The organism is Pseudomonas sp. 22526 (assembly GCF_052044735.1).
In the GTDB taxonomy this organism is placed as follows: Bacteria; Pseudomonadota; Gammaproteobacteria; order Pseudomonadales; family Pseudomonadaceae; genus Aquipseudomonas; species Aquipseudomonas piscium.
Genome location: NZ_JBQENK010000014.1, coordinates 15,476 through 32,805, shown reverse-complemented (window position 1 = coordinate 32,805; position 17,330 = coordinate 15,476). Strand labels below are relative to the sequence as shown.

The window sequence follows — 17,330 nt, the reverse complement described above, 5'->3', positions numbered from 1 at the left end:
GGCGCAGCGGACGGGACTCGAACCCGCGACCCCCGGCGTGACAGGCCGGTATTCTAACCGACTGAACTACCGCTGCGCGTCGGTTGGATGCTTCCGTGGAAGCCTCCGCCTTTCTTTCGAAAGACACTCAAGAAGTGGTGGGTGATGACGGGATCGAACCGCCGACCCTCTGCTTGTAAGGCAGATGCTCTCCCGGCTGAGCTAATCACCCTTTGCTTCGTTGAGGCCGCGAAATTTACGCAGATACCGATGCTAAGTCAATACCCTGCTTGAAGTTTTTCTGAAAAAGACAAAATCACGACAAAGCCTGCAGAAGGGACCAACAACACCAACGACCTCAAGCCGCGCTCGTTGCACCCTCCACGCGTCATCAATCGCGATAAATCATTTTCTTGCTCATGCCGCCGTCGACCACGAACTCCTGGCCAGTGACAAAACCGGAGTTCTTCGACAACAGCCACGCCACCATCGCCGCCACATCCTCGACCGTCCCTACCCTGCCCGCCGGATGCTGGGCATGATCGGCATCGCTCAAAGGTTCGGCCCGACGCGCCGCCGGATCCCGGGCATCGATCCAGCCGGGGCTGACCGCATTGACCCGAATCTCCGGCCCCAGACTCATGGCCAGCGCATGGGTCAAGGCCAGCAGACCGCCCTTGCTCGCCGCATAGGCCTCAGTGTCAGGTTCCGATTGCCGGGCACGGGTAGACGCCAGGTTGACGATGGCTCCGCCGTGAGCGCGCAGATACGGCGCACAGTGCTTGGCCAGGAGCATCGGACCGCTGAGGTTCACCGCCAGCACCCGATTCCAGTAAGCCAGGTCGAGGCTTTCCAGGGTGATGTTGCGTGGATCGGCGACCGCCGCGTTGCACACCAACGCATCGAGACGCCCGAACTGCCCCAGCACTTCGGCGACACCCAGAGCGACCTGGGCTTCGTCCGCCACGTCCATAGCAATGAACCAGGCGCTGTCACCCAGAACCTTGGCCACCTGGGAGCCGCGCACACGATCCAGGTCGGTCAGCACCACCTGCCAGCCTTCGCTGATCAGCCAGGCAGCAATGCCCAGGCCGATACCGCGCGCCGCGCCGGTCACCAGCGCGACGCGGCCGTTGGCAATGCTCTGCTGTTCGGACAACTCGATCACAAGGCTGCCAAGCCGCGCGCCAGGTCGGCTTGCAGGTCCACCACATCCTCAAGACCGACAGCGATACGAATCAGGCTGTCACGGATGCCCGCCGCCTCACGCTCTTGCGGCGCCAGACGGCCGTGAGAGGTGGTGCTCGGGTGAGTGATGGTGGTCTTGCTGTCACCCAGGTTGGCAGTAATGGAAATCAGGCGAGTGGCGTCGATAAAACGCCAGGCCCCTTCCTTGCCACCCTTGACCTCGAAGCTCACCACCGCGCCGAAACCACGCTGCTGACGCTTGGCCAGTTCGTATTGCGGATGGCTTGGCAGACCGGCGTAGTGCACCTTCTCGATGCCATCCTGCTGCTCCAGCCATTCGGCCAGGGCCTGGGCATTGGCACAATGGGCGCGCATACGCAGGTTAAGGGTCTCGAGACCCTTGAGGAAGATCCAGGCGTTGAACGGGCTCAGGGTCGGCCCCGCGGTACGCAGGAAACCCACCACTTCTTTCATCTGTTCGCTGCGGCCAGCCACCACACCGCCCATGCAACGACCCTGGCCGTCGATGAACTTGGTGGCCGAGTGCACCACCACGTCCGCACCCAGCTTCAGCGGCTGCTGCAGTGCCGGCGTGCAGAAACAGTTGTCGACCACCAGCATTGCACCCTTGGCGTGAGCCACTTCGGACAGCGCAGCAATATCCACCAGCTCGGCGAGCGGGTTGGACGGCGATTCAACGAACAGCAACCTGGTATTGGCCTTGATTGCCGCATCCCAGCCGGACAGGTCCGCCAGGGGCACGTAATCGACCTCAATACCGAAGCGTTTGAAATACTTTTCGAACAGGCTGATGGTCGAGCCAAACACGCTGCGCGAAACCAGGACATGATCGCCCGCGCTGCACAAACTCATGACCACCGAGAGAATGGCCGCCATGCCGGTGGCGGTGGCCACGGCCTGCTCCGCGCCTTCCAGGGCGGCGATGCGCTCTTCGAACGCGCGCACGGTCGGGTTGGTGTAGCGGGAATAGACATTGCCCGGCACCTCGCCGGCGAACCGCGCGGCCGCATCGGCGGCCGTACGGAACACGTAGCTGGAGGTGAAGAACATCGGATCACCGTGCTCCCCTTCCGGGGTACGGTGTTGGCCGGCGCGCACGGCCAGGGTATCGAAAGCTACGCCATCAAGGTCGCTGTCCAGCCGACCGGCATCCCAATCCTGACTCATGCCGCCTACTCCTTATGTCTTTAATGCTCTAAATCAGTTGTTGTACAGATCGATGATCGCACTGACCGCCTGGGTCTTGGCCTTGGAGGCATCGTTACGGGCGTTTTCGATCTTGTTCAGGTAGGCCTCGTCGACGTCGCCAGTGACATATTTGCCATCGAACACCGCGCAGTCGAAGTTCTCGATCTTGATCTTGCCACCACCGACCGCCTCGATCAGGTCAGGCAGATCCTGATAGATCAGCCAGTCAGCGCCGATCAGATCGGCCACATCCTGAGTCGAACGATTGTGCGCGATCAGTTCGTGAGCGCTCGGCATATCGATGCCGTATACGTTAGGGAAACGCACGGCCGGCGCCGCGGAGCAGAAGTAGACGTTCTTCGCGCCGGCTTCACGGGCCATCTGGATGATCTGCTTGCAGGTGGTGCCGCGAACGATCGAGTCATCCACCAGCATCACGTTCTTGCCGCGGAACTCCAGCTCGATGGCATTGAGTTTCTGGCGCACGGATTTTTTCCGTGCAGCCTGGCCCGGCATGATGAAGGTCCGGCCGATGTAGCGGTTCTTCACGAAGCCTTCGCGGAACTTGACGCCCAGGTGGTTCGCCAGCTCCAGCGCCGCGGTACGGCTGGTATCCGGAATCGGGATGACCACGTCGATATCGTGATCCGGACGCTCGCGCAGGATCTTCTCCGCCAGCTTCTCACCCATGCGCAGACGCGCCTTGTACACCGACACACCGTCGATGATCGAGTCCGGACGCGCCAGGTAGACGTGTTCGAAGATGCACGGAGTCAGTTTCGGATTGGTCGCGCACTGACGGGTATGCAGCTTGCCGTCTTCAGTGATGTAGACCGCTTCGCCCGGCGCCAGGTCGCGGATCAGGGTGAAGCCCAGCACATCCAGGGAAACGCTTTCGGAGGCAATCATGTACTCGACGCCTTCGTCGGTGTGACGCTGACCGAAAACGATCGGGCGAATACCGTGAGGGTCGCGGAAACCGACGATGCCATAACCGGTGACCATGGCCACTACCGCATAACCGCCAACACAACGGTTGTGCACGTCGGTCACGGCGGCGAACACGTCTTCTTCGGTCGGTTGCAGCTTGCCGCGCTGGGCCAGCTCATGAGCGAAGACGTTGAGCAGGACTTCCGAATCGGAATTGGTGTTGACGTGGCGCAGGTCAGATTCGTAGATCTCCTTGGCCAGCTGTTCAACGTTGGTCAGGTTACCGTTATGCGCCAGGGTAATGCCGTAAGGCGAGTTGACGTAAAACGGTTGAGCTTCGGCCGAAGTCGAGCTGCCAGCGGTCGGATAACGCACATGGCCAATACCCATGTGACCGACCAGGCGCTGCATGTGCCGTTGATGGAAAACATCACGGACCAGGCCGTTGTCCTTGCGCAGGAATAACCGGCCATCATGGCTGGTCACGATACCGGCAGCGTCCTGGCCGCGGTGCTGGAGGACGGTTAGCGCGTCATACAGCGCCTGATTGACGTTCGACTTACCGACGATACCGACGATGCCACACATGCGACGCAACCCCTACTTAATGAAACTGAACTGAACACATCTTACTGAGGCGTTTTGGCCGGTAAGAGTTGTTCCTTGAACGGTATTTCAGCGGGTACGCTGATACCGCTGGCCAGCCACTGACTGCTCCACCCCAATATGAGGTTTTTTGACCAGTCTGCAACCAATAGAAATTGTGGCACCAGTCGCGACTGCTGCCACCAGGAATCCTGTTGTACCGGTCCCAGGCTCAACAGCCCGACTGCCACGACCACCAGCAACGCGCCACGCGCCGCGCCGAAGGCCATGCCCAGGAATCGATCGGTCCCGGATAGCCCGGTGACGCGAACCAACTCGCCGATAAGATAATTGATCATTGCGCCCACGATTAAAGTGGCGACAAACATGATGGCACAGCCCGCGATCACGCGAGCCGAGGGAGTCTCGATGTATCCGCTGAGGTATTCGGACAGAGAACCGCCAAACATCCAGGCAACGACTCCTGCGACAATCCAGGTAAGCAGCGACAGCGCTTCTTTGACGAAGCCGCGACTCAAACTGATCAAAGCGGAGATGGCGATGATTGCAACGATCGCCCAGTCAACCCAGGTAAATGGCACAGTGCAGCCTACAGACGGATAAGGCGGCGCATTTTAACAGAGCGCATGGCCGTCGGTAAGCTGCGATTCACTGTGCTTCGCAAATCAAGGCGATAGCCTTAACCGCGCTCAGGCTGAAAGCGCACGACAAAGCCCTTGAGGTTCTGCTGACGGCTCAGCAAGTCGCGCAGGCGGTCCGCCTCGGCCCGCTCGATCAACGGGCCGACGAACACCCGGTTCTTGCCATCGGCGGAACGGATATAGGCGTTGTAACCCTGGCTGCGCAGGGTTTTCTGCAGGTTTTCAGCACTTTCCCGACTGGACAGGCTGGCCAGCTGCACCGACCAACTGACCGACAGGCCATTCGCATCAACACGGCTTGGGGTCGCATCGGGCTTGGCTGGCGCAGCGGCAATCGGCTGGGCAGGAGCCGGCTTGGGCGCTGGTGCCGGCGGCGGAGCCACTGGCTTGCTCGCAGCGACTGGCAGCGGCGCCGGAGTCGGGACTGGAGCTGGAGCCAAAGCAACCGGGGCACTTGGAGCAATCGGCATCGAAGGCGCGGCCTGCTTGGCCACCTCTTCATCGGTGGGTACCGGCTCCTGTGGCAGCGCCTGCGGCTCCGGCACCACGACCGGCTCGACCTGCACCTGGGTTACCGCAGGGGTCTGAGGCACTGCCGGCGCTTCGACATTGACATGCCGCTGCTCATCTTCGCGGGAAAACAGCATCGGCAGGAAAATCACCGCCAACGCCACCAGAACCAGGGCCCCAACCATTCGCTGCTTGTAGACGTTATCCAGCATAGCCATGTGCAGCTTCCTCCGTGGAGCGCCGGGCGAGCCACTCGAGCGCCTCGGCAACACAATAAAAAGATCCGAACAGCAGAATCTCGTCTTCGGCCGCAGCCTGCGCGCACTGCCCTTCCAGCGCAGCAGCCACACTCTCATAAGACGCTACCGAAGCCCCAAGGTTCTCCAGTGCAGCCTGCAAGTCCGCAACGGGACGCGCGCGGGCAGAATCCAGCGGCGCCACCGCCCAATGCTCGACACAGGTATCCAGACAGGCAACCACGCCCTCCAGATCCTTGTCCGCCAACAGGCCGAATACCGCCAGGCGCTTGCCCGCCACGGGTCGGCGCATCAGGCGCTCGGCCAGATACTCCGCGGCATGAGGGTTGTGCCCGACATCCAGCAGCAGATTCAGGCGCTTGCCCTGCCACTCGAACTGACGGCGATCCAGGCGCCCGGCCACTCGCGTCTGCCGCAAGGCTTCGGCGATGCGCTCGGCCTGCCAAGGCAACCCCAGCAGCAAATAGGCCTGCAAGGCCAGCGCGGCGTTCTCCATGGGCAGATCGAGCAGCGGCAAGTCGCGCAACTCGACGGCATTGCCCCGTGCATCGAGACCGCGCCACTGCCAGTTCACCTCGGTGATCCCCAGGTCGAAATCACGACCCCGCAGGAAGAACGGGCAGTTCAACTCACGCGCCTTATCCAGCAGGGGCTGAGGGGGATTCAGGTCACCGCAGAGCGCAGGCGCACCCTGGCGGAAGATGCCGGCCTTCTCGAAGGCCACGGATTCACGGGTGTCGCCCAGATAATCGGCATGGTCGACGCCGATACTGGTGACCAGCGCCAGATCGGCATCCACCAGGTTGACCGCATCCAGGCGCCCGCCCAGGCCGACTTCCAGCACCACAGCGTCGAGACCGGCACGCTGGAACAGCCAGAAGGCCGCCAAAGTGCCCATCTCGAAATAGGTCAGGGAAATTTCCCCGCGCCCGGCCTCGACCGCGACAAAGGCCTCGCACAGCTGGGCATCGCTGGCTTCGACGCCATCGATCTGCACGCGCTCGTTGTAGCGCAACAGATGGGGAGAATTGTAGACACCGACCTTCAGCCCCTGGGCTCGCAGCAAGGACGCCACGAACGCGCAGGTAGAACCCTTGCCGTTGGTACCAGTCACCGTGATGACCCGAGGCGCCAGCCTGCCCAATCCCATGCGGGATGCTACTTCTTGCGAGCGCTCCAGCCCCATGTCGATGGCTGACGGATGCAACTGCTCAAGGTAGGCAAGCCAGTCGCCAAGGGTACGTTCGGTCATATGTTTGCAGGCACCGGTGGCACCACGATCGCCTCGACAGGCGCGGCGACGAACTCAGGCGTCGGCAAGCCCATCAGTTGAGCCAGCAGGTTGCCCAGGCGCGGGCGCAACTCTTGGCGCGGGATGATCATGTCGATGGCGCCATGCTCCAGCAGGAACTCGCTGCGCTGGAAACCTTCCGGCAGTTTTTCACGCACGGTCTGCTCGATCACGCGAGGACCGGCGAAACCGACCAGGGCCTTGGGCTCGGCGACAATCACGTCACCCAGCATCGCCAGACTGGCAGAAACGCCACCGTAGACCGGGTCGGTCAACACGGAAATGAATGGCAGCCCTTCTTCACGCAGGCGCGCCAGCACCGCGGAGGTCTTGGCCATTTGCATCAGGGAGATCAGCGCTTCCTGCATCCGCGCACCGCCGGAAGCGGAGAAGCAGACCATAGGACAACGTTTTTCCAGCGCGTAGTTGGCGGCACGCACAAAACGCTCGCCAACGATGGCGCCCATGGAGCCGCCCATGAAGGAGAACTCGAACGCCGACACCACCACCGGCATACCCAGCAGGGTACCGCTCATGGAAATCAGCGCGTCCTTTTCACCGGTCTGCTTCTGGGCCGCGGTCAGGCGATCCTTGTACTTCTTGCCGTCGCGGAATTTCAGACGGTCTACCGGCTCCAGGTCGGCGCCCAGTTCGGCACGGCCTTCAGCGTCGAGGAAAATGTCGATACGGGCGCGAGCGCCGATACGCATGTGATGGTTGCACTTGGGGCAAACGTCCAGGGTCTTTTCCAGCTCCGGACGATACAGCACCGCCTCGCAGGATGGGCACTTGTGCCACAGACCTTCAGGCACCGAGCTTTTCTTCACCTCGGAACGCATGATCGAAGGGATCAGTTTGTCTACTAACCAGTTGCTCATGCTTTCTTTCTCCAGTACCGGCGGCCCGAACGCTCTGGTTCGCGGCCCCGCGTATGCCCTTGAGCTAAATTCATGTGTGCGGCGATGATCTGTTCGCTACCGCGGTCAGCGCGAGCTTGACCTGCCTGTACCGAACGGCTCCTCAGCCATCCCGGCAACCCCCGGATAGAGCGGTTGCCACTTCGATTTCGGCCCGCCCAGCGACGGTGCCGGCCTGTTTTGTACAGTGGTGTTATGGACGGCGGCAGACTGCCAGCCGTCACATCGACTAACAGCTGCCGCGAACGGCCTGCATGAAAGCGCGAATCTTTGCGTGATCCTTGATGCCCTTGCTCTGCTCCACCCCACCGCTGACATCCACCGCGTACGGGCGAACCTGCGCTATCGCCTGGCCGACATTCTCGGCAGTCAAGCCACCGGCCAGGATGATCGGCTTGCTCAAGCCTTTCGGTACCAGTGACCAATCGAAGGCTTCGCCGGTTCCACCCGGCACGCCCTCGACATAGGTATCGAGCAGGATGCCGCTGGCCCGCGCATAAGCCGCGCAACTGCCGGCAATATCGTCGCCGGCCTTGACCCGCAGCGCCTTGATGTAGGGCCGGTGATAGCCCTCACAGTCCGCCGGCGTTTCATCGCCGTGAAACTGCAACAGGTCCAGCGGCACCGCGTCGAGGATCTCGCCCAGTTCGCAGCGGCTGGCATTGACGAACAGGCCCACGGTGGTCACGAACGGCGGCAGCGCGGCAATGATCGCCCGCGCCTGCTGGACGTTCACCGCCCGCGGGCTCTTGGCGTAGAACACCAGCCCGATGGCATCGGCCCCGGCCTCGACCGCCGCCAACGCATCCTCAATGCGGGTAATCCCACAAATTTTGCTGCGAACGGCTGGCATGTCGTTTAAACCTCAGGGCAAATCCGGGGAAAGTCCCGGATGGTAGCAAATGCTTTTCCAGGCGTCAGCCGTCAAGTTCCGAGAAGCCGGTGAGGAAATGTGGCCCGATGTATCGCTCGGGCAACTCGAACTCATCGTGGTACTCGACCTGCACCAGATAAAGCCCGAAAGGATGCGCCGTCACCCCGCCCGTGCGGCGAATCCGGCTCTCCAGCACCTCCCTGGCCCACTCGACCGGACGCTCGCCCGCACCGATGGTCATCAGCACCCCGGCGATATTGCGCACCATGTGATGCAGGAACGCACTGGCACGGATATCCAGGACAATCATCTTGCCGTGCCGGGTGACCCGCAGATGGTGGATTTCCTTGATCGGCGATTTGGCCTGGCACTGCCCGGCGCGGAACGCACTGAAATCATGGGTGCCCACCAGATGCTGGGCTGCCTCGGCCATCCGCTCGACATCCAGTGGGCGATGATTCCAGGTGATCTCCTCGTTCAGGTGCGCCGGACGGATCTGGTCGTTGTAGATCACGTAGCGATAGCGGCGGGCAATCGCCTTGAACCGCGCATGAAAATGCGCCGGCATGACCTTGGCCCAGCTCACGCTGATGTCATGGGGCAGGTTGATATTGGCCCCCATCACCCACGCTTTCATCGAACGTTCGGCCTGGGTATCGAAATGCACCACCTGCCCGCAGGCGTGCACGCCGGCGTCGGTACGCCCGGCGCAAGACAGCAACACCGGCGAGTCCGCCACTCGGGACAGCGCCTTCTCGAGGGTTTCCTGGACACTCGGGACACCGGAAGCCTGACGCTGCCAGCCGCGATAACGCGAGCCCTTGTATTCGACACCCAACGCGATTCTGAAAAAGCCTGCGGCCGCCATTTCGGCGGCCGCGTTATCTATATTTGCCAAGAACTTACAGCCTGCTGATATGCGCAAAGGCGGCCATTATAAGGCGCGCGCAAGCAGACGCCATGCACGGCCCGCTTTTAGTTGAGGTTTGCCGATCATGTGCCGGCGAGCGCAAACAGGATTGCGCGAGAACCAGGGCAAACGTTATATAGATAAATATATAGCGATAAGTATAAATCCACTCGACCGGAACCTGACCAATGACCGCCATCAACAAGGAAGCCGTGGGCCTCGCCTACAGCCTGCAAGGCATGCTCCACGCCAAGCGCAAGACCTGGGAAGCCATCACGCAGATAGCCGCACGCATCCAGCCAGGCATGCTCGAATCCCAGGCTCGCGCGCTGGGGCTGGAGGTGCTTGCTGAACTGGGCATGGACAGGATCTGGCATCCGGCGCTGATCCGCTTTGGCGAAAACACCCTGAAGACCTTCAAGCAACGCTCCGAAGGCGATCCGCTACTGGGTGACAACGACATCTTCTTTATCGACCTGGGGGTGGTCTGGGACCGCCACGAAGGCGATTGCGGCGCCACCTTCGTCACCGGCAACGATCCCGAGATGCAAGCCTGCGCCGCGGCAGCCCAGACCCTGTTCGAGCGGGTTCGCGATCACTGGAGCGAGCACCAGGTGGCCGGCCCCGCCCTGTATCGCTATGCCGAGGAACAGGCGAGCGCCATGGGCTGGGTGCTGAACCTGGAGATCAAGGGGCATAGGGTCAGCGACTTCCCCCACGCCATCTATCGAGCGGGCGACCTGGGCAACTTCGAGGCGTGCCCCAACGTCGGCCTGTGGATCCTGGAAATCCAGATCGCCCACCCTACCCGGCCGTTCGGTGCCTTCTACGAAGACCTGCTGGCCTGACAGCACAAGCGCCGTCATTGGCCCGGAAACAAAAACGGCAGCCTCGATGGCTGCCGTTTTTTTGCTGCTAGCGCTGACTCAGACCAGACGCGCGAGCATTTCCTTGGCTTCGCTTTTCTGACCGTCGTTACCTTCGCTGATGACTTCGCCGAGAATATCCCGCGCACCATCGTTATCGCCCATGTCGATGTAGGCCTGGGCCAGATCGAGCTTGGTCGCCACTTCGTCGGAGCCGGAAAGGAAATCGAAATCCCCTTCGTCGGCACTGCCCGCGGCGTCTTCTGCGGTAAAGGTCGGCTCGGCCAGCGCCGGCTGCTCGAGGCTTTGCGACAAGCGATCCAACTCAGCGTTGACATCGTCCAACTCGGACGCGAACGCATCCTTGGCAGCAGGCTGCGCATCCATCTCGTCAGCCAGGGACAAGTCGAAGTCCGCAGGCAGTTCAAGATCGTCGAGCGCAGCCTCGGTCACCGTAGGCACCTCGACAGCCGGCAGATCCTTCAGGTCGTCATCCAGGCTGAGAAGGAAATCCTCATCGGCTTGCGCCGCGGCAGGAAGATCCTCACCCAGATCCAGGTCGAAATCCGACAGGTCGTCCAGGCTTTCCTTGGCTTCGGTTTGCTGCTGCAACACCGACTCGAAACTCAGGTCGTCATCCAGCGGGAATTCGTCCAACTCGGGCTCAACTTGGGCAGGAGCAGCCGGAGCAGCCAGCGACTCCGGAGAAGCCGCTTCCAGATCGTCCAGGCTCAGATCGAAATCGGTATCCAGGTCGTCGACAGCCGGGGCCGGTGCAGGCTCCTGCGGCTCGTCGAGCAACAGTTCCTTGACGTATTGAGCATCCAGCGCCGCCGCTACAGCAGCCGCACCGAGACCTGCAGCTGCCACCGCAGCCATCGCCGGGAAACGGCTTTTCAGTTGCTCGACTTCAGCGTGGTTCTTGCCATTGGCCACCAGCTGACGCTCCTCGGCCACAAAGGCGCTGCGATCGCCCTGATGACCGTAGACTTCCATCAACTTCAAGCGCAACTCGCTACGCTGCGGTTCCAGCTTGACGGCTTCCTCCAGGATCGCCGCCGCCTGGTTCAGGCGACCGCCATCGATATGGGACTGGGCCTGATCCAGCACATCGACCGGATGCTCGACTGCCGCAGCCACCGGCGCCGCGGCCACCACAGGCGCCACGACAGGAGCTGGAGCTGGAGCTGGAGCTGGAGCTGGAGCTGGAGCTGGAGCTGGAGCGAGCTTGACGCTCGGCGGAGGAACTTCAAGGCCTTCGAAGCTGCTTTCCGGCAGATCCAGGTCCTTGGACAGCTCAGCCTCTTCGGACAAGGCACGAGCCATGCGCAGATGCTTTTCCGCCTCCTGCTGAGCCTTGCGGCGACGAGCCAGCAACAGCAGCAACAACAGCACCAGTACTGCCCCGCCACCCGCCAACCCCAGAAGGATCGGGTTGGTCAGCAGCTCGTTGAATTTGTCTTCATCGGACGCCGGCGTTTGCGTCTGGGCCGGTGCCGCTTCAGCCGGGGCCTCGCCCGGAGCTGCGGCAGGCTCGGTCACTGGCGCCGCCGGGGTCGCAGGCTGCTCAGCCAGTTGCGCCGGCATGGCCGCAGTCGGTTGTGCTGGCGCCACGGCACCCGCCCCTTCCGCCTGCAACTTGGCCAACTGGTCGTTCTTCAATTCGAGCAGACGTTGCAGCTTGTCCAGTTGGCTCTGCAGGTCCGTCATGCGGCTTTTCAACTCGGCGTTATCGCGCCGGGCCGCATCGAGGCTTTCCTGAGTCACCGCCAGCTTGTTGCTCAGCGCCTGGCTGTCGCCAGCCGCACCCTTGCCCCGCGCCTTGCCCGACTCGGCAGACACCAGGCTCAGACTATCCTTGACCGCGCCTTGTGCCGGCACCTTGTCCGCACCGGCACGCCGGGTACCGTCCAGTTGCTGCTGAGCGCCACGCGGCGCCAGGCGACGCCCCTGACGCCATGCCGTATTCTGCGCGGCGACCTCGGCGATCGCTTGCGGCTGCGGCAGGCTGGTGCTCTGCACGGCATCGGGCAGGCGCAATACCTGGCCGGTTTTCAGCCGGTTGATGTTGCCATCGATAAAGGCATCCGGGTTCAACGCCTGGATGGCCAGCATGGTTTGCTGGACCGAACCGCCATTGCGGGCCTTGGCTGCAATTTCCCAGAGGGTGTCGCGGGCCGAGGTGGTGTATTGGGCAGGCTTGCCGGCACCGGTGACCGGCGCGGCAACCGCTGGAGCCTGCGCCGCGGATTGCGCGGCCGCTTCAGCGGTTTGCGGGGAAAACTTGGAAGGATCGAGCAGGACGCTGTAGTCGCGCAGCAGACGGCCATTGGGCCACATCACCTGCACCAGGAACTTGACCATCGGCTCGGAGAGCGGCTGGCTCGAAGTGACCCGCAGCACACTCTTGCCGTTGGCATTGAGCACCGGGGTAAAGCTCAGGTCATTGAGAAAGGCCTGGCGATCGACGCCCGCCTTGGCGAAATCTTCAGGCGAGGCCAGGCTCGGCACCACCTCGGCGGCGGTGAGATCCTTGACGTCCAGCAACTCGATTTCTGCAACCAGCGGCTGGTTCAGAGTCGACTTCAGGGTCAGCTCCCCGAGCCCAAGCGCCTGCGCCATACCGGAGGACAGCGCCGACGCGGCCGCTATTGCTAACACCAGTTTGCGAACTTGAACCATAGCCTCATCCTTTGTTTGAACATTCCTCGGCCAGCGAGAAGGTGTTGTAGCGCTGCCGTAAGGCATTGCGTGCGGCCTGAAGGGCCGTTTCGCGCGATTATGTCTGCATGCCTTGGAAGAGCGCGACAGCAGCTCACCTCCAGCAACCAGCCAAGCATAGCGCCCAGCTAGAATCATTCTGCAAATTGTTGCCAAGTATCTTTTACAGAAGGTCTTTTATCAACAACTCAGCCAGCTGCACCGCGTTGAGCGCAGCCCCTTTGCGTACGTTATCTGACGTCAGCCAGAGATTAAGTTCCGCCGGGTCGTCGATCCCCGCGCGTACCCGACCAACGTAGACCACATCCTGTCCCACTGCATCGCCCACCGCGGTCGGGTAGTCGCCCGCCTCCACCAGCTCGATGCCAGGAGCCGCTTCAAGCGCGGCATTGACCGCGTCCAAGTCGATCGCCGTGGCTGACTGCAGAGTCACGCTATAGCTATCGCCAAAAAACACCGGGGCTTGAACACAAGTGACAGAAATCTTTAATAAAGGCTGCGCCAGCACCTCGCGCAACTCCCGAACCAGACGTTTTTCCAACAAGGTGTGACCCTGCTCGTCCGGCGTGCCGACCTGCGCCAACAGGTTGAACGCCATCTGCCGGTCGAAGAATCGCGGCTCCAGTGGGCGGGCATTGAGCAGCTCAGCGGTCTGCCGCGCCAGCTCGGTTACCGCTTCACGGCCCTGGGTGGACACCGCCAGGCTGGCGGTCAGGTTGACCCGCTGGATCTCGAACAGGGCCTGCAACGGCGCCAGGACCACCGCCAGCGAGGTGGCTGCGGCGCTGGGGCTGCTCAGTTGAACGGGCTTCTTCAGGCCAGCCAGCACGCGCTCGTTGGCTTCCGGCACCAGATTCGGCGCCTGGGCCGAAGGCAATGCGCCCGACAGGTCAATCACCGCGCAATTGGCCGCCGTGGCCCGCGGGGCGAAGCTCAGGGTCACCGCCGGGCCGGCAGCGAAAAATGCCAGCTGCACCTTGCTGAAATCGAACTCGTCGACCTCGCGCACCCGCACATTCTTTCCACGAAACGGCACCGAGTGCCCCGCCGACTCGCTGCTGGCCAGCAAGTGCAGGTTGGCGATCGGGAAATCGCGCTCTTCGAGAATCTGGACGAGGGTTTCGCCGACAGTACCGGTGGCACCGATCACGGCGATATCGAAGGACTGGTTCATGGTGCTACCTCTGGCGAAACGGGGGGAGCGGCACTTTACCCGGCGCTTGGGGGCGAGGCAATTTATCAGACCTGACAGATCAGACTTTTCGCAAACATGCTCATAGCCAGTAATCAGGAGCGGCTCCGATATGAAAAAAGCCCGCGCCTCTTACGAGACACGGGCTCTTTCAACACATCAGAGGATCAACGCTCGAGCAGGATCCGCAGCATGCGGCGCAGCGGTTCGGCGGCGCCCCACAGCAGCTGGTCGCCGACGGTGAACGCGCCGAGGAACTGCGAGCCCATGTTCAGCTTGCGCAGACGGCCCACCGGGATGTTCAGGGTGCCGGTGACCTTGGTCGGGCTCAGCTCCTGCATGCTGATGTCGCGCTGGTTCGGTACCAGTTTGACCCAAGGGTTGTGCTGGCTGATCAGCCCTTCGATATCGGCGATCGGCACGTCCTTGTTCAGCTTGATGGTCAGCGCCTGGCTGTGGCAACGCATGGCGCCGATGCGCACGCAGATGCCATCGACCGGGATCGGGCTCTTGAAGCGACCGAGGATCTTGTTGGTCTCGGCCTGGGCCTTCCACTCTTCACGGCTCTGGCCGTTCGGCAGTTCCTTGTCGATCCACGGGATCAGGCTGCCGGCCAGCGGCACGCCGAAGTTCTCGGTCGGGTAGGCATCGCTGCGCATGGCCTCGGCGACCTTGCGGTCGATGTCGAGGATGGCGCTGGCCGGGTTGGCCAGGTCATCCGCCACGGCAGCATGGGTCGCGCCCATCTGCTTGATCAGTTCGCGCATGTTCTGCGCGCCGGCACCGGAGGCCGCCTGGTAGGTCATGGCACTCATCCACTCCACCAGACCAGCTTCGAACAGGCCGCCCAGGCCCATCAGCATCAGGCTGACGGTGCAGTTGCCGCCGATGTAGTTCTTGGTGCCGGAGTCCAGCTGCTGGTCGATGACCTTGCGGTTCACCGGGTCGAGGATGATCACCGCGTCATCCTGCATGCGCAGGCTGGAAGCGGCATCGATCCAGTAGCCCTGCCAGCCGGCTTCGCGCAGCTTGGGGAAGACTTCGCTGGTGTAGTCGCCACCCTGGCAGGTCAGAATCACGTCGAGGGTCTTCAGCTCTTCAATGCTGTAAGCGTCCTTGAGCGGAGCAATGTCCTTGCCCACGGACGGGCCTTGGCCACCGACATTGGAAGTGGTGAAAAACACCGGCTCGATAAGATCGAAGTCCTGCTCTTCCAGCATCCGCTGCATGAGCACGGAACCGACCATGCCGCGCCAACCGATCAGACCTACACGTTTCATCGCAACTACACCTATACAAAAGTGGGCCACCGTCTGAGCGGTGGGCCCGAAAGATTACAGATTCCGCAGCGCGGCGACTACTGCATCGCCCATTTCCTGCGTACCCACCTTGGTGCAACCGGCCGACCAGATGTCGCCGGTGCGCAATCCCTGGTCCAGTACCCGGCTCACGGCCTGCTCGATGGCATCTGCCGCGTCGTTCAGGTTGAAGCTGTAACGCAGCATCATCGACACCGACAGAATGGTCGCCAGCGGGTTGGCGATGCCCTGGCCGGCGATATCCGGCGCCGAACCGTGGCATGGCTCGTACATGCCCTTGTTGTTGGCATCCAGCGACGCCGACGGCAGCATGCCGATGGAGCCGGTGAGCATCGACGCTTCGTCGGAAAGGATGTCGCCGAACATGTTGTCGGTGACGATTACGTCGAATTGCTTCGGCGCACGCACCAGTTGCATGGCGGCGTTGTCGACGTACATGTGGCTCAGTTCGACATCCGGGTAATCCTTGGCCACCTGCTCGACCACTTCGCGCCACAGCTGGCTGGAGGCCAGGACGTTGGCCTTGTCCACCGAGCAGAGTTTCTTGCCACGCACCCGGGCCATGTCGAAGCCGACACGGGCGATGCGGCGGATTTCACTCTCGCTGTACGGCAGGGTGTCGTAGGACTGACGCTCGCCATTTTCCAGCTCGCGGGTACCGCGTGGCGCGCCGAAGTAGATACCGCCGGTCAGCTCGCGGACGATGAGGATGTCCAGGCCAGAGACGATTTCCGGCTTGAGGCTGGAAGCATCGGCCAGTTGCGGGTAGAGGATTGCCGGACGCAGGTTGCCGAACAGGCCCAGTTGCGCGCGGATCTTCAGCAGGCCGCGCTCAGGACGGATGTCACGCTCGATCTTGTCCCATTTCGGGCCGCCCACGGCGCCCAGCAGCACCGCGTCGGCTGCCCGCGCACGATCCAGGGTCTCATCGGCCAGCGGCACGCCGTGCTTGTCGATGGCCGCGCCACCGATCACGTCATGGCTCAGCTCGAAGCCCAGGCTGTACTTGTCGTTGGCCAGCTCCAGCACCTTGACCGCCTCGGCCATGATTTCCGGGCCAATACCGTCACCTGGGAGAATCAGAATCTGCTTACTCATGCTTTCCTCATTTGCTCTGTCGGTGTGCTGGTCGGCACGCCCGGAAAAATGCTGTTGCCCGGCCTGCGCGTCCGTCCACCTGTAGAGAACGAAGCGCTGGCCCGAATATCAAGCCCGCTATGTTTTTTAGTGGCTTCAGGACCTATCGCGAGCAAGCTCGCTCCTGCAACGCCGATCAGGCGTCGCGAAACAACCACGGCTGGCTGGCACGGTGCTTGGCCTCGAAGGCGGCAATCGCGTCGCCGTCCTGCAAGGTCAGGCCGATATCGTCCAGGCCGTTGAGCAGGCAATGCTTGCGGAACGCATCGATCTCGAACTTCAACACCTTGCCATCGGGACGGGTCACGGTCTGGGCCTGCAGGTCGATCTGCAGCTGGTAGCCCGGATTGGCCTCGACCTGCTGGAACAGCTCATCGACTTCAGCATCGCTGAGGATGATCGGCAGCAAGCCGTTCTTGAAGCTGTTGTTGAAGAAAATGTCGGCGTAGCTCGGCGCAATGATGCTGCGAAAACCATATTCTTCCAACGCCCAGGGGGCGTGCTCACGGCTGGAGCCGCAACCGAAGTTCTCCCGGGCCAGCAACACGCTGGCGCCCTGGTAGCGTTCGGCGTTGAGCACAAAATCCTTGTTCAGCGGACGCTTGGAGTTGTCCTGGTACGGCTGGCCGACATCCAGGTAGCGCCACTCGTCAAACAGGTTCGGACCGAAGCCGGTGCGCTTGATCGACTTGAGGAACTGCTTGGGAATGATCTGATCGGTGTCGACGTTGGCACGATCCAAAGGCGCGACAAGACCGGTGTGCTGGGTAAAAGCTTTCATGC

General features: G+C 62.1%; 15 protein-coding genes and 2 tRNA genes. 1 reads left to right on the top strand and 16 read right to left on the bottom strand.

Features of this window, described 5'->3' with window-relative positions; all coding sequences use genetic code 11:
* Positions 1 to 2 precede the first annotated feature (2 nt).
* From ACTJKT_RS20800 to truA, 11 genes are all read right to left on the bottom strand, one after another.
* Positions 3 to 76: transfer RNA gene (locus tag ACTJKT_RS20800), tRNA-Asp, on the bottom strand.
* 59 nt (positions 77 to 135) lie between these two features.
* A tRNA-Val gene (locus ACTJKT_RS20795) sits at positions 136 to 211 on the bottom strand.
* A 159-nt stretch (positions 212 to 370) separates the two neighbouring features.
* Positions 371 to 1,138 (bottom strand): SDR family oxidoreductase, encoded by a 768-nt coding sequence (locus ACTJKT_RS20790; protein ID WP_440788508.1) that lies wholly within the window; start codon positions 1,136 to 1,138, stop codon positions 371 to 373.
* A gap of 5 nt (positions 1,139 to 1,143) precedes the next feature.
* The gene (locus ACTJKT_RS20785) at positions 1,144 to 2,355 is read right to left on the bottom strand and encodes an O-succinylhomoserine sulfhydrylase (protein WP_440788389.1); all 1,212 of its coding nucleotides are present in this window, start codon (positions 2,353 to 2,355) and stop codon (positions 1,144 to 1,146) included.
* A 33-nt stretch (positions 2,356 to 2,388) separates the two neighbouring features.
* Positions 2,389 to 3,894 carry an amidophosphoribosyltransferase gene (gene purF / locus ACTJKT_RS20780; protein WP_007921973.1) on the bottom strand — a complete coding sequence of 502 codons (1,506 nt, stop codon included), beginning with the start codon at positions 3,892 to 3,894 and terminating at the stop codon, positions 2,389 to 2,391.
* Positions 3,895 to 3,935: 41 nt separating this feature from the next.
* Entirely contained in the window at positions 3,936 to 4,493 is a 558-nt protein-coding gene (locus tag ACTJKT_RS20775; RefSeq protein WP_007921975.1) for a CvpA family protein, read from the bottom strand.
* Positions 4,494 to 4,591: 98 nt separating this feature from the next.
* Positions 4,592 to 5,281 carry an SPOR domain-containing protein gene (locus ACTJKT_RS20770; protein WP_440788388.1) on the bottom strand — a complete coding sequence of 230 codons (690 nt, stop codon included), beginning with the start codon at positions 5,279 to 5,281 and terminating at the stop codon, positions 4,592 to 4,594.
* A complete protein-coding gene (gene folC / locus ACTJKT_RS20765) occupies positions 5,265 to 6,572 on the bottom strand; it encodes a bifunctional tetrahydrofolate synthase/dihydrofolate synthase (RefSeq protein ID WP_440788387.1) in 1,308 nt (435 codons plus the stop codon). Before folC ends, ACTJKT_RS20770 begins: the two co-directional genes overlap by 17 nt.
* Positions 6,569 to 7,489 carry an acetyl-CoA carboxylase, carboxyltransferase subunit beta gene (gene accD, locus ACTJKT_RS20760; RefSeq protein ID WP_007921980.1) on the bottom strand — a complete coding sequence of 307 codons (921 nt, stop codon included), beginning with the start codon at positions 7,487 to 7,489 and terminating at the stop codon, positions 6,569 to 6,571. The genes folC and accD overlap by 4 nt, the downstream gene beginning before the upstream one ends.
* Positions 7,490 to 7,757: 268 nt before the next feature.
* Entirely contained in the window at positions 7,758 to 8,381 is a 624-nt protein-coding gene (locus tag ACTJKT_RS20755) for a phosphoribosylanthranilate isomerase (protein ID WP_440788386.1), read from the bottom strand.
* 64 nt (positions 8,382 to 8,445) lie between these two features.
* Positions 8,446 to 9,270, bottom strand: coding sequence for a tRNA pseudouridine(38-40) synthase TruA (gene truA / locus ACTJKT_RS20750; RefSeq protein WP_016704910.1), 825 nt, complete (start codon positions 9,268 to 9,270; stop codon positions 8,446 to 8,448).
* 230 nt (positions 9,271 to 9,500) lie between these two features.
* Here truA and ACTJKT_RS20745 point away from each other — a divergent pair, with 230 nt between their 5' ends.
* Complete coding sequence (locus ACTJKT_RS20745; RefSeq protein ID WP_440788385.1) at positions 9,501 to 10,160, top strand: M24 family metallopeptidase; 660 nt, start codon at positions 9,501 to 9,503, stop codon at positions 10,158 to 10,160.
* Between the two features lie 78 nt (positions 10,161 to 10,238).
* On the opposite strand, the gene ACTJKT_RS20740 is transcribed toward ACTJKT_RS20745, so the two are convergent.
* From ACTJKT_RS20740 to leuD, 5 genes are all read right to left on the bottom strand, one after another.
* Complete coding sequence (locus ACTJKT_RS20740) at positions 10,239 to 12,860, bottom strand: FimV/HubP family polar landmark protein (RefSeq protein ID WP_440788384.1); 2,622 nt, start codon at positions 12,858 to 12,860, stop codon at positions 10,239 to 10,241.
* A gap of 202 nt (positions 12,861 to 13,062) precedes the next feature.
* Entirely contained in the window at positions 13,063 to 14,073 is a 1,011-nt protein-coding gene (locus tag ACTJKT_RS20735; RefSeq protein ID WP_440788383.1) for an aspartate-semialdehyde dehydrogenase, read from the bottom strand.
* Between the two features lie 185 nt (positions 14,074 to 14,258).
* Positions 14,259 to 15,371 (bottom strand): aspartate-semialdehyde dehydrogenase, encoded by a 1,113-nt coding sequence (gene asd / locus ACTJKT_RS20730; RefSeq protein ID WP_007921989.1) that lies wholly within the window; start codon positions 15,369 to 15,371, stop codon positions 14,259 to 14,261.
* A 54-nt stretch (positions 15,372 to 15,425) separates the two neighbouring features.
* Positions 15,426 to 16,508 carry a 3-isopropylmalate dehydrogenase gene (gene leuB / locus ACTJKT_RS20725; protein WP_440788382.1) on the bottom strand — a complete coding sequence of 361 codons (1,083 nt, stop codon included), beginning with the start codon at positions 16,506 to 16,508 and terminating at the stop codon, positions 15,426 to 15,428.
* Positions 16,509 to 16,683: 175 nt separating this feature from the next.
* A complete protein-coding gene (gene leuD / locus ACTJKT_RS20720; protein WP_007921993.1) occupies positions 16,684 to 17,328 on the bottom strand; it encodes a 3-isopropylmalate dehydratase small subunit in 645 nt (214 codons plus the stop codon).
* Positions 17,329 to 17,330 lie beyond the last annotated feature (2 nt).